Annotated in this window: 11 protein-coding genes and 1 rRNA gene; all 12 read right to left on the reverse strand. The window is 72.3% G+C overall.

What is annotated here, in order from left to right:
* Positions 1–53: 53 nt before the first annotated feature.
* The gene (locus tag ACGF07_RS24845; RefSeq protein ID WP_392902108.1) at positions 54–1,466 is read right to left on the reverse strand and encodes a DNA polymerase IV; all 1,413 of its coding nucleotides are present in this window, start codon (positions 1,464–1,466) and stop codon (positions 54–56) included.
* A gap of 69 nt (positions 1,467–1,535) precedes the next feature.
* Positions 1,536–2,210 carry a vancomycin high temperature exclusion protein gene (locus ACGF07_RS24850; protein WP_392902124.1) on the reverse strand — a complete coding sequence of 225 codons (675 nt, stop codon included), beginning with the start codon at positions 2,208–2,210 and terminating at the stop codon, positions 1,536–1,538.
* A 365-nt stretch (positions 2,211–2,575) separates the two neighbouring features.
* On the reverse strand, positions 2,576–3,220 hold the full coding sequence (locus ACGF07_RS24855) for a MerR family transcriptional regulator (protein WP_392902110.1): 645 nt from the start codon (positions 3,218–3,220) through the stop codon (positions 2,576–2,578).
* Between the two features lie 241 nt (positions 3,221–3,461).
* A complete protein-coding gene (locus tag ACGF07_RS24860) occupies positions 3,462–3,938 on the reverse strand; it encodes a bifunctional nuclease family protein (RefSeq protein ID WP_030062493.1) in 477 nt (158 codons plus the stop codon).
* Positions 3,939–4,037: 99 nt separating this feature from the next.
* Positions 4,038–4,733, reverse strand: a complete 696-nt coding sequence (locus ACGF07_RS24865; RefSeq protein WP_392902126.1) for a MerR family transcriptional regulator — start codon at positions 4,731–4,733, stop codon at positions 4,038–4,040.
* 179 nt (positions 4,734–4,912) lie between these two features.
* Positions 4,913–5,455, reverse strand: coding sequence for an FHA domain-containing protein (locus ACGF07_RS24870; protein ID WP_350737084.1), 543 nt, complete (start codon positions 5,453–5,455; stop codon positions 4,913–4,915).
* A gap of 565 nt (positions 5,456–6,020) precedes the next feature.
* Positions 6,021–7,265, reverse strand: coding sequence for a DUF881 domain-containing protein (locus tag ACGF07_RS24875; RefSeq protein WP_392902112.1), 1,245 nt, complete (start codon positions 7,263–7,265; stop codon positions 6,021–6,023).
* Entirely contained in the window at positions 7,249–7,581 is a 333-nt protein-coding gene (locus ACGF07_RS24880) for a small basic family protein (protein WP_030062488.1), read from the reverse strand. The genes ACGF07_RS24875 and ACGF07_RS24880 overlap by 17 nt, the downstream gene beginning before the upstream one ends.
* A complete protein-coding gene (locus tag ACGF07_RS24885) occupies positions 7,578–8,708 on the reverse strand; it encodes a DUF881 domain-containing protein (RefSeq protein ID WP_392902114.1) in 1,131 nt (376 codons plus the stop codon). Before ACGF07_RS24885 ends, ACGF07_RS24880 begins: the two co-directional genes overlap by 4 nt.
* Before the next feature lie 174 nt (positions 8,709–8,882).
* Entirely contained in the window at positions 8,883–11,378 is a 2,496-nt protein-coding gene (locus ACGF07_RS24890; RefSeq protein WP_350737089.1) for a mannose-1-phosphate guanyltransferase, read from the reverse strand.
* Positions 11,379–11,502: 124 nt separating this feature from the next.
* Positions 11,503–12,123, reverse strand: coding sequence for a CDP-alcohol phosphatidyltransferase family protein (locus tag ACGF07_RS24895; RefSeq protein WP_392902116.1), 621 nt, complete (start codon positions 12,121–12,123; stop codon positions 11,503–11,505).
* 98 nt (positions 12,124–12,221) lie between these two features.
* Positions 12,222–12,308 (reverse strand): 5S ribosomal RNA (gene rrf / locus ACGF07_RS24900); the annotation flags it as partial.

The raw sequence follows: 12,308 nt of genomic DNA on the forward strand, positions 1-12,308 counted from the left end.
GTGGGGCCGTTCCACGTCCCGACCCCCTCCACCGGCAGGGCCGCCCGGGCCCCTCAGCCCTCCGGCCGCTGCGGCCCCTCCTCCCCCTCCGTCCCGCCCGCGTCCGCCACCCGCCGCAGCGGCAGCGGCCGGGCCGGCTCCAGCGCCGGGTCGTCGACCGCGAAGGTCCGCACCCGGCCCGGCCCGCTCCACGGCGTCTCGAACCGTACGGTGACTCGCCCGACCCCGCTGCCCTGCACCCACCCCGGGCCGAACTCGGCGTGGTGGACGTCCTGCCCGGGCAGCCAGCGCCGCACCGCGGCCGCCTCCCGCTCCTGCTCGGCCTCCGCCGCCTCGACCGCCTCGGCGTGCTCCGCCGCCTCCTCCCGCAGCGCCTGCGCGAACAGGTCCTCCTGGGTGTAGTCGGCGAGCTGCGCCACGCCCACCCCCAGCAGCCGCACCCCGCCAGTGATGTCCACCTGCTCGGCCAGCCGGCGCGCGATCGCGGTGATCACCGCCGGGTCGTCGGTCGGCCCGCCGAGCGTCTCCGAGCGAGTCAGCGTCGAGAAGTCGAACCGCCGGACCTTCAGCACCACCGTCCGCCCGGAGCGCCCCGCCGCCCGCAGCCGCCGCACGCACCGCGTCGAGAGCGCCTCCACCTCGCGCAGCACCCGGTCCCGGTCGGCCAGGTCCACCTCGTAGGTGTCCTCCACCGAGACCGACTTCGCGTCCTGGTCGGCGACCACCGGCCGCTCGTCCAGCCCTATCGCCATCTGGTGGATCCCGGCGCCGTGCGCGCGGCCGAGCAGCGCGACCAACTCCGCCTCGCCCGCCTCCGCGAGGTCCGCCACCGTACTCAGCCCGGCCCGCCGCAGGACCTGCTCGGTGGCCGGCCCGATCCCGGGCAGCGCCCGGACCGGCATCGGCCCGAGCACGGCCCGCTCCTGCCCGGGCTCGATCAGCACCAGCCCGTCCGGCTTGGCCTGCTCGGAGGCGATCTTCGCCATCAGCTTGGAGCCCGCCGCCCCGACCGAACCGGTCAGCCCGGTGGAGCGGTGGATGTCCGCCCGCAGGTCCTCCGCCAGGGCGAGCACCAGCCGCTCACCCGTCTCGTGGTCCGCCTCCGCCAGTACCGGGCCGTACGGACCGGCCTCCAGGTCGACGAAGGCCTCGTCCAGACTGAGCGGCTGCACCAGCGGCGACAGCTCCCGCAGCAGCCCCATCACGATCTCGCTGTTCTGCCGGTAGGCCTCGAAGCGCCCGGCCAGGAAGGCCGCGTTGGGGCACAGCCGCCGCGCCTGCGCCATCGGCATCGCCGAGTGCACCCCGAACCTGCGCGCCTCGTAGGAGGCCGTGGAGACCACCCCGCGACCGCCGAGCCCCCCGACGACCACCGGCTTGCCGCGCAGGCTCGGCTTGGCCGCCTGCTCCACCGCCGCGAAGAAGGCGTCCATGTCGAGGTGGATGATGCTCGGCAGAGATCGCACCCGCCGATCATCGCGCACGGGTCCGACAGTGCGTGCGAACCCGGCCGACGCCGGCGGCCGGGCCGCCGCCTACCGCCTCTCCGCCGCCTCCGCCAGCGCCTTCGCGACGCCGTCCTCCTGCGGGCCGAGCAGTGCCGGGTCCGGCCGCAGCCAGGCGTTCACCGCCGCCTTGCCCGCCCCGGCGACCTCCCGCAGGCCGCCGTACAGCCAGGTGGCGTCGTGCGGCTCCGGCACCCCGACCGCGTACGAGCGGATGCCGGCCGCCTCGCACAGCGCCAGCGCCCGCCGGACGTGGAAGTCCTGGCTGACCAGCACCGCGCGGTCCACCCCGAAGATCCGGTGCGCCCGGGTGCAGGAGTCCCAGGTGTCGAAGCCGGCGTAGTCCCGGACCACCCGCCCCGGCGGTACCCCGTGCTCGGTCAGGTACCGGTACATCGCGTCCGGCTCGTCGTACGAGACCCGCCCGTTGTCCCCGGTCACCAGCACGGCCCGCACCTTTCCCTCCCGGTACAGGTCCAGCGCCGCCGTGAGCCGGTGCTCGAGGTACGGCGAGGGCCTGCCCTGGTCCAGCCCCGCTCCGAAGACCACCGCCACCGGCGCGGACGGCGCGCTCTCCACCGTGCCGACCCGGTCCCCCGCCGCGATCCACAGCCAGGCGCTCGGTGCCAGCACCGACGAGCAGAGCACCGCCGTCGCCTGGAAGACCCTGCGCTGGGTCCGCCGCGTCCGCAGCCGCGCCCGCATCCCCACGGCCCGGCGCCGCAGCAGCCCCGAGATCCCGGTGCCGACCCTCACGTGCCCTCCCTCGATCGTCCCGCCGGGCAACACGACGAGGCCGTGGGGCCGGGCCGGGGCCCCGCCCCGGCCCCCCCCCCCCCCCCCACGGGCCCCCCCCCGCGCCCCGCGGGGGGGGGGGGCCCCGCCCACCCCCCCGGTGCGGCGCGGCGCCCCCACCCCCCCCTGATCCCGGTGCCCCCCCCCACGCGCCCACCACCGACGGGCCCGGGCCGGGCCCCCCCCCCCCCCCCGGCCCCCCCCGCCCCCCCCCCCCCCCCACGGCCTCGTCAGATCCGGTCACGCACCGTCGCCGCGCGGGTGGCGGTGCCTCGTCAGACCGCGCGGTTGCGGCGCTGCGCCAGCTCGTCCGCCGGGTCGTGCCCCACCAGCGTCTCGCCGGTGTCGGTCCGCTCCGCGTGCAGCCGCCCGAGGGTCAGCTCCAGCTCCTGCCAGACGGCTCCGACCGCGATGCCGAACACCCCCTGACCGCCCTTCAGCAGATCGACCACCTGCTGCGGCGTCGTGCACTCGTACACCGTCGCCCCGTCGCACATCAGCGTCAGTCCGGCCAGGTCGGCCTGGTCGGCGGACTGCAGATGGGCGACGGCCACCCGGATGTTCTGCAACGAGACGCCCGCGTCCAGCAGCCGCTTCACGATCTTGAGCAGCAGGACGTCGCGGAAGCTGTAGAGCCGCTGGCTGGTCGCCGGGTACGCGGTGCGGACACTGGGCTCCAGCAGTCCGGTGCGGGCCCAGTAGTCCAACTGGCGGTAGGTGATGCCGGCCGCCGCGCAGGCCGTCGGGCCACGGAAGCCGAGCAGTTCGGACGTTGGTGCCAGCCGCTCGATCGCGGGCTGGCCCGGCTGCACGGCCGGGAACCTGCCCACGCGGGGCAGGTCGGTCACGGTACGAGCGGTGCGGGGTACGTGCACGGCGCACAGGCCTCCTGCGGCCGCGTCATCGCCGGTGCTGCTCATGCCTACCTCCGTCCACTTGTGCTGCGGGCAACCCGACTGCGGGCATCGGCCACCCGGACAGCCACTCCTGACGGTAGGCAGTCCCCTATGACCCGTCAACGATCGCCACGCCGGGGCAGACAGACCACATCACTCAGGAGAGTGGTTTTTCGTGCCCCTAGTGTGGGTAGATGGACGGTTTTTGGCAAAACGGCGAGGGAAACGGCCGATCAGGCCCCGCTCGCGCCCCCGCGGACCCGCGCTACTGCGGGCCGCCGCCCCCGAAGTCCTCGGGTGACACCTGGTCGAGGAACTCGCGGAACTTCTCGACCTCGTCCTCCTGCTCGTCCGGGATCGCGATGCCCGCCTCGGCGAGCACCTCCTCGCTCCCGTAGATCGGCGTGCCGGTGCGCAGCGCGAGCGCTATCGCGTCGGACGGCCGGGCGCTGACCTCGACGCCGCCGGCGAACACCAGCTCGGCGTAGAACACGCCCTCCCGCAGATCGGTGATCCGGACCTCGGTGAGCTGCTGGCCGAGCGCCTCCAGGACGTCCTTGAACAGGTCGTGCGTCAGCGGGCGCACCGGAGTCATGCCCTGCTGAGCGAAGGCGATCGCGGTCGCCTCGCCGGGGCCGATCCAGATCGGCAGGTAGCGATCTCCCCCGACCTCCCGCAACAGCACGATCGGCTGGTTGGAAGGCATCTCCACTCGGACACCCACGACGTCGAGCTCATTCACACACGCAACCCTATGGCTCCGCTCCCGGATATGAAAGCGCAGGGCCGACGCCGCTGGTCAGGGCGGTGCACTCGGTGGGTCGGGCCGGCGCTCCCGCGGCTATCCGCGGGTCCGCAACCCGGCCTGGACCATCGCCGCGTGCAGCCGCACGGACAGCGTCGCCAGCTCCCGCGCGGTGGCCTCCGCGTGGGCCCGGGTCTGCGGGTTCCGGTGTCGCCGCAGCGGCGCCACCACCTGCTCGACCAGCGCGACCTCCCGGTCGGCCGCCGCCTTCATGGCCCTCAGGTGCCGGGGCTCCAGCCCGTACCGGCCGAGCTCCGCGACCAGCCGGGCCACCTGCAGCGCCTCGCCGTCGTAGCCGCCGTCCGCACCGGGCGCGACCAGCCCGTAGGACTCCCACTCGGCGAGCTCCCGCTCCCCCGCCTCGGCCGCGGCCAGCAGTTCGGCGCGCCCCAGCCGGACGCCCGAGACGACGTCGGCGTGGGCCACCAGCTCGCGGTCGGCCTCCTCCAGCGGCCCCGGCCGGGCGTCGGCGGCGGGCGGCAGCGCGGGTGGGGCCTCGCCGCGCTCGATCGCGTCCAGGTGCTCGCGGATCACCCTCAGCGGCAGGTAGTGGTCGCGCTGCATCCGCAGCACGTAGGCCAGCCGCTCGACGTCGGCCGGGCTGAACTTGCGGTACCCCGAGGGCGTGCGCTGCGGCTCCACCAGCCCCTCCGCCTCCAGGAAGCGGATCTTGGAGATGGTCACCTCGGGGAAGTCGTCACGCAGGTGGGCCAGCACGGCGCCGATGCTCAGCAGTTCGTCCCCGCCGCGGCGCCGGCCGGCGGGCCGGTCCGACCGGACGGGCTGCCGCGGGCCCGCGACCACCCCGCGCCCGCCCCGGTCCGCCTGCGGACCGGACGACGACGCGGGGGTGGCCGCCCCGAGAGAAGAAGGGGAATCGCTGCTCACTCGGGCTCCTGCCGACGTTGGTTTCAGTACCCCCGGTTGTGGCCGGCGAAGAACACCAGCCGGTACTTCCCGATCTGCACCTCGTCGCCGTTGTTCAGCGGCACCTCGTCGATCCGCTCCCGGTTGACGTAGGTGCCGTTCAGGCTGCCCACGTCCGCGACGCTGAAGCCGGACGGGGTGCGGCGGAACTCCACGTGGCGGCGCGAGACCGTGACGTCGTCCAGGAAGATGTCGCCCTGCGGGTGACGGCCGGCCGTGGTGACGTCCGAGTCCAGCAGGAAGCGGCTGCCCGAGTTCGGACCGCGCTGCACGATCAGCAGGGCCGAGCCCGGCGGCAGCGCGTCGATCGCCTGCAGCACCTCGGCCGAGAGGGCCGGCGTGGTGCCGGTGCCGGTCGTGGCGGTGGGGTCGTGGGACTCCAGGCCGGAGATCGAGATGGTCGAGGTGGTCTCCGCCGCCCCCTCGGGCAGCGGGCCACCGCGCAGCGCCGTACCGCAGTTCGAACAGAAGCGGGCCGCGGCCGGGTTCTGGTTGCCGCACCTGGGGCACGGAGTGGGGCCAGCCATGTTCACAGCCTCCTGGCGCGGCACACCCGACGGGTTGTGCCCGGCGTACGGGTCCGGGGCAAACCCTCCACCAGAGGTTGAGGGTCCTGACGGGAAACCTATGCGCGGGTCGCCGGAGGGGTCAACCGACGCGCCGTAGCCCGCCTGATTGCCCGCGTACTGGGCGGCGCCGCCGTCCCGGTACAGCTGCTGTCCGGCGTAGGGCGCGGCCTCGGGGGCGGGGCGCATGCCCGGCACCGCGGGCTCGTCCTCCGAGCGGCGGTGCCGAGCGGTGGGCGCCTCCACGGCGGCCGCGTCCCGGCCCTTGTTGCGACCGAACAACTTCGAGAAGAAACTCACGGGCGAATCCCCTTGCGTGTGACAGACCCGCCCGCGGGGCAGGGTGAGAACCTCGGACAGGCTGCGGGCCCGGTTGCGGCCCGGGCCTGCTGGAGTGGTACTCCGACGTTTGGTGCTGCGGTTGGTGCTACGGAGCGTACTGGTGCGAACCAGTCTCTCCCACGCGACGGCGGTACCCCGCACCGGGTGCCGCCCGCCCGTGACGGGCCGTTCGTCGGACGCCCCGTCACTTCGAAGCCGGCTTGGCGTACTGCGGCGACTTCGGATCCACGAGGGCGTCCACGACCACCTTCTGCTGCTGGGTGATCGTCGCCCGAGCCTGGTGACTCTCCAGAGTACGGACGACACCGCCCGGAATGTTCAGCGCGGGAGTCAGGTCCTGCGGGTTCCCCACGACGGTGAACCGATAGGGCGGCGAGACCTTCTTCCCGTCGATCTGCACCCCGCCGCCCGACAGGTCGGTGAAGTAGGTGTTGACCACCACGCGTACATCGTTGATCTGAATCGCCTCCGCCCCCGCCGCTCGAAGTTCCTGCAGGGTGTCCAGCAGCATATCTGCCTTCACCTGCCCTTGGGGATCATCGACCGTGAGTACGATGCCCGGACCAGTGGCTTTGACCGTACCGGCCAGCACGCCCAGTTCCGTCATCTTCTTCCTGGTCTGCTCCTGGGCCTCCTTGGCCTGGTTGGAGCTGTTCTCCAACTTCGCCAGGGACTGCTCCAGCTCGGCCTTCTCCTGTTGGAGACGCTGCTGACGGCTGTCCAGTTCGTCGAGGATGCGGACCAGGTCCTCCTGCCGGGCGCCGCGCAGCTGGTTGTGGTGGTCGTTGGTCGAGCGCACCTGGATCGCCAGGCCCAGCCCGAGCGAGAACAGCAGCAGCGCCACCACCAGCTGGCCGCGCGAGAGCCGCGGCGGCCACAACGCGGCCTTCAGCCGCCGACGACCGGCGTGCCGGTCCCCCGCGGGCGGGCACCCGTCGGCCTCGGGCTCGGCGGCGTCAGCGGCCCCGGCGGCCTCGGGCTCGGCGGCCTCGGGCTCGGTGGCCTCGGGCTCGGTGGGCAAGGGCTCTACGGACGCGGGCACGGCGGCCAGGGGCTCGGTGGGCAGGGGCTCTGCGGGCGCGGGCTCGGGCGCGGGCTCGGTTCCGTCCTGCGGCGCCGCTTCCGACGCGGCCTCCGGCGCCGTCTCCGTCCCGTCCGTCCGGGCCACGGGCCTCGACGCGGCGCGCTCCGGCTCGACGGGCTCCGGCTCCTCGACCGCCGGCCCGGCCTCCGCAGCAGGCGCGCGCTCGTCCTTCGTCAGCCGTACCACCGGCTCCGGCCGGACCTGCCCGGCCTCGGGCCCGGCCGGGGCAGCGGAGCCCCCGGAGTCCGGTACCCCGGCCTCCGTACCGGGCGCCTCGACGCCCTTCCGGTCCGACTTCTCCTCCTCCGCCGCCTTCTCGCGGCCCGGCTCAGGCACGGAAGACATGGCGCCGGATCGCGGCCGCGTTCGAGAAGATGCGGATGCCGAGGACGACGACGACACCCGTGGACAGCTGCGAACCGACGCCCAGCTGGTCACCGAGGAAGACGATCAGCGCCGCGACCACCACGTTCGACAGGAACGAGACGATGAACACCTTGTCGTTGAAGATCCCGTCCAGCATCGCCCGGACACCGCCGAACACCGCGTCCAGCGCCGCCACCACGGCGATCGGCAGGTACGGCACGACGGCGTCCGGCACCTCGGGTTGGACGAAGAGCCCGACGACCACCCCGATCACGAGACCCAGTACGGCAATCACGGTCTAGCTGCTCCTGTCCCTGTCGTGGTCTTGGTGGATCCGGTGGACGGACGCCGCTTCGGGGTCGGGCCACCGCTGTGCGCGGATGGTGAAACGGACGCGGCGGGGCTCTCCGAGGTTCCGGGAGAGCTGCCGGGTCCGCCCGATGCCGTACCGCTCGGCCCGGCCGAGGCGCCCGAGGCCGACGCACCGGGCGCCGCGCCGGACGGCGACGTGGCCGTGGGCGAGCCACCCGGTGCGGCACTGGCCTCCGGTGTGAGCGGCTGGGCGGTCCGCAGCGTGACCCCGACGGCCGCCGGCAGCGTCAGGCTCTTCTGGGCGGAGAGCGTCGACTTGATGCCGTACTTCTCCTGCAACAGCCGCAGGTACTGCCCGGCCATGTCGTTCTCGAAGGCGGCGAGGAGCTTCGGACCGTCCCCGATCGCCTGGATGGTGTACGGCGGGACGAGCGGTCGGTTGTCCACCAGCACCGCCTCGCCGGCGGCGCGGATCGCGGACAGTGCGGTCAGCCGCTGGCCGTTGATCGAGACGGCTTCCGCGCCCGAGCCCCAGAGGCCGTTCACCACCAGTTGCAGGTCGCGGTCGCGCAGCCGTCCGCTGTTGGAGAAGCCCTGCCCGGCGCGCGGGTCGACATTGCCCCCGGCGCCCGTCCCCGGGGCATCCTCCAGCACCAGCCTGACCCCGGGCCCGGTGACCTCCCCCAGGCCGACGGTGCCGGTCAGGCCGCCCGCATCGCCCTCCCCGGAGGGGAACGCCTGCTGCTGCGCGTCCTCGACCTTGCGCCGCAGGTCCTGGACCTGCTGCTGGAGCTTGTCGGCCGAACCGTTGCTGTCGTTGATCCGGTGGATCAACGCGTCCCGCTCCTTGGCGAGGGTGGGCTCCGCCTTGTGCGCGTTCACCGCGCCGACCGTCACCACGGCTCCGACCAGCGCCAGTCCGGCGCCCAGCGTGAGCAGCCCCCGCAGGGTGCGGGGTATCCGGCTGTCGTGGTCGCCGCCCCGCGCGGCGGCCGCCTCGGCGTAACCCTCGTCCAGGCTGTGGTCCATCACGTTCGTCAGCAGGGACATCGAGGCGTCCGGACGGTTGTACCGTCCGTTCGGGGCACTCGGCGTCGGCGTCGCTGGCATGCCGACCATCGTCCCATGCGCGCGAAGGGCCCCGTGCACGGCCCCTGAGCTGCGCACACGGCGCCCACACGACGGGGAGTGACGGGCGGTCCGCAATGGTGTGAAAACGGACAGCGGGGCGCGCGGCTCGCGGCCGCACGCCCCGCCGATCAGGGCATTCGCCCCCTCAGGCCGTCAACGCCCCGCGCTGTCGACCACCGCCGCCCACTCGTCCAACAACGCCTCGGTCGCGTCGTCGTCCGGGCCCTCGGCCCACAGGTGGGTGACCGCCTCCGCCGGGTCCGGCAGGACCAGCGTCCAACGGCCGTCCGCCTCGACGACCCGGACACCGTCCGTGGTGTCCAGCCGCCGGTTGCCGGCTGCCTCCACCACCGAACGCATGACCATGCCCTTGGCTGCCCACGGCGTCGCGATGTCCCGACGCCGGATGTGCGCCTGCGGGATCCGGGCATCGATCTGGCTCAGCGTGAGCTGGGTCCGGGCCACCAGACCCACCAGCCGGACGAAGGCCGCCGCACCGTCCAGCACACCGCTGAACTCGGGCACCACGAAGCCGCCGCGCCCGTCCCCACCGAACACCGTGCCCTCGGCGGAGGCCGCCTTGGCCAGGTCGTCCGGCGTCGTCGTGGTCCAGATGACCTGGGTACCGTGGTACGCCGCGACCTGCTCGGCGATCCGGGTCGTGGTCACCGGCAGCGCCACCTGCCCGCTGCGCCGCTCGGCCGCGACCAGGTCCAGCAGCACCAGCAGCGCACGGTCGTCGTCGATCACCCGACCCAGCTCGTCGACGAACGCGACCCGCTCACCGACCGGGTCGAAGCGGACGCCGAACGCGGCCCGCGAGGAGGCCACCAGCTCACCGAGCCTGGCCAGCCCGGCCCGCCGCTCCTCCGCGTCCTCGGTCGGCCTCGACTCGTCCAGCCCGCTCGAGACGGTGAGCGCCTCGACCCCGAGCCGGCCGAGGATGCTGGGCAGAACCAGCCCGGCGCTGCCGTGCGCGGTGTCCACGACCACCTTCAGGCCCGCCTCGCGGACCCCCGTCGTGTCCACCGTCCGCAGCAGGTTGCCCGCGTACGAGTCGAAGACGCTGGACGGGAAGGTCAGGTCCCCGATCTCGCCCGGGAAGGCCCGCCGGTACTCCTGGCGTGCGTAGACGCGGTCGAGCTTGCGCTGCCCCGCCTGCGAGAGGTCCGCACCGCGCTCGTCGAAGAAGAGGATGTCCAGCGAGTCCGGAACCCCGGGCGTGGTCCGCAGGAAGATCCCGCCGGCGCTGCCGCGCGCCGTGTGCTGCCGGGCCACCGGCATCGGCACGTTCTCCAGGTCGCGGACGTCGATCGCGGAGGTCTGCAGCGCCGAGATCATCGCCCGTTTGAGTGCACGCGCACCACGCGAGTGATCACGCGCAATGGTGACGGTGGCGCCCTTCTTCAGCGTCGTGGCGTACGCACCGGCCAGCCGGACGGCCAGCTCCGGGGTGATCTCCACGTTCAGGACGCCCGAGACCCCGCGGACCCCGAACAGGTGCTCCTGGCCGCGGGACTCCCAGATCACCGAGGTGTTCACCACGGCGCCGGCCTCGATGGTCTTGAACGGGTAGACCCGGACGTTGGCCGCGATGATCGACTCCTCGCCGATCAGGCACTCGTCGCCGATCACCGCGCCGTCCTCGATCCGCGCGGCCCGCATCACGTCGGTGTTCTTGCCCACCACGCAACCGCGCAGGTTACTCTGCGGCCCGATGTACACGTTGTCGTGCACCACCGCCTTGTGCAGGAAGGCCCCGCGTTTGACCACCACGTTGCTGCCCAGCACCGTGTGCTCACGCAGCTCGACGCCGGCCTCGACCTTGGCGTAATCCCCGATGTACAGCGGGCCGCGCAGAACGGCCTCGGGGTCGACCTCCGCCCCCTCGGCCACCCAGACGCCCGGGGAGATCTCGAAGCCGTCGATCTCGACGTCGACCTTGCCCTCCAGGACGTCCGCCTGGGCCTTGCCGTAGCTCTCGTGGGTGCCCACGTCCTCCCAGTAACCCTCGGCGATGTACCCGTAGACCCGCTTGCCCTCCTTCAGCAGCTGCGGGAAGACGTCGCTCGACCAGTCGACGGACTCACCCGCCGCGACGTAGTCGAAGACCTCGGGCTCCATCACGTAGATACCGGTGTTGACCGTGTCCGAGAAGACCTGCCCCCAGGTCGGTTTCTCCAGGAAACGCTCGACGCGCCCCTCGTCGTCCGTGATCGTGATGCCGAACTCCAGGGGGTTCGGCACCCTGGTGAGACACACGGTGACCAGAGCGTTCTTGCTGCGGTGATAGGCGATCAATTCAGAGAGATCGAAGTCAGTCAGGGCGTCACCGGAGATCACCAGAAAGGAGTCGTCCTTGAGCGCGTCCTCTGCGTTCTTGACACTCCCCGCAGTGCCTAGTGGCGTCTCCTCGTGGGCATACGTGAGATGCATGCCCAGTTCCTCACCGTCACCGAAGTAGTTCTTGACCAGTGAGGCCAGGAACTGGACGGTGACAACGGTGTCGGAGAGGCCGTGCCGCTTCAGCAGCCGAAGCACGTGCTCCATGATCGGCCTGTTGGCGACCGGAAGCAGCGGCTTCGGCATGCTGGAGGTCATCGGGCGGAGTCGGGTTCCCTCGCCCCCTGCCATTACAACGGCTTTCATTACGGGTGCGTCCTCCTTCGCGGTGGTGGACCTGCGAGTCCATCAAACCGTTCCAGAGGGATCTCTACCCGGAAGGTCCCGTCCGACGCACCGATACGACGTGGGACTTCTCTCAGCTCGCGTCTCAGGCCGTGGACGCCGAGGCCGCGGAGCGGGCCTTGACGATCTGCCGCGCCTGGACGGCGTAAAGAATGGCCGACCACCAGTACAGCGTGGTTCCCCACCAGATGAACGCCCAGCTCACCACCTCGGCCGGCCGCGCGATCCAGCTGTCCACGCTGCCGAGCAGCAGAAGCGGGAACGCGTACATCAGATTGAAGGTCGCCGCCTTGCCGAGGAAACTGACCTGTAGCGGCCCGTAACCGTGCTTGTTCAGAATCGGCAGGAGCGAGGCGATAAACGCCTCCCGGGCCAGCAGAATCGCCGTCACCCACCACGGCAGAATCTCACGCCACGTCAATCCGACCAATGTGGACAGCACATAGAGCCGGTCCGCCAGGGGGTCCAGCAACTGCCCCACCCGGCTGATCTGGCCCCACCGCCTGGCGAGCTTTCCGTCCAGGTAGTCGCTGACTCCGCTGAGCGCCAGGATCAGCAGCGCCCAGCCGTCGTTGTTGGGGCCGCCGAAGGCCGGCCACAGGATGAGCCAGAGGAAGAGCGGAACGCCGACCAGCCGGCCCATGCTCAGCAGGTTGGGGATGGTGAGGACGCGATCGGTCTGGACCCGCGTCTCCTGGACCTCCACCCGGGGGCCTCCTGTCCTGTGTGATGACAATGCACGTTGACCCTACAACAGAGAAGCCCCCGCCCGGTTCACCCGGCGGGGGCTTCTCTCGAAGAATTGTTCGGCGGCGTCCTACTCTCCCACAGGGTCCCCCCTGCAGTACCATCGGCGCTGTGAGGCTTAGCTTCCGGGTTCGGAATGTAACC

It is taken from the genome of Kitasatospora sp. NPDC048194, assembly GCF_043202455.1.
GTDB lineage: Bacteria > Actinomycetota > Actinomycetes > Streptomycetales > Streptomycetaceae > Kitasatospora.

Coding starts and splice junctions, on each gene's coding strand:
- ACGF07_RS24850 (WP_392902124.1), bottom strand. CDS start 2,210: ATGCGGGCGCGGCTGCGGACGCGGCGGACCCAGCGCAGGGTCTTCCAG.
- ACGF07_RS24855 (WP_392902110.1), bottom strand. CDS start 3,220: ATGAGCAGCACCGGCGATGACGCGGCCGCAGGAGGCCTGTGCGCCGTG.
- ACGF07_RS24870 (WP_350737084.1), bottom strand. CDS start 5,455: ATGGCTGGCCCCACTCCGTGCCCCAGGTGCGGCAACCAGAACCCGGCC.
- ACGF07_RS24875 (WP_392902112.1), bottom strand. CDS start 7,265: ATGTCTTCCGTGCCTGAGCCGGGCCGCGAGAAGGCGGCGGAGGAGGAG.
- ACGF07_RS24885 (WP_392902114.1), bottom strand. CDS start 8,708: ATGCCAGCGACGCCGACGCCGAGTGCCCCGAACGGACGGTACAACCGT.
- ACGF07_RS24890 (WP_350737089.1), bottom strand. CDS start 11,378: ATGAAAGCCGTTGTAATGGCAGGGGGCGAGGGAACCCGACTCCGCCCG.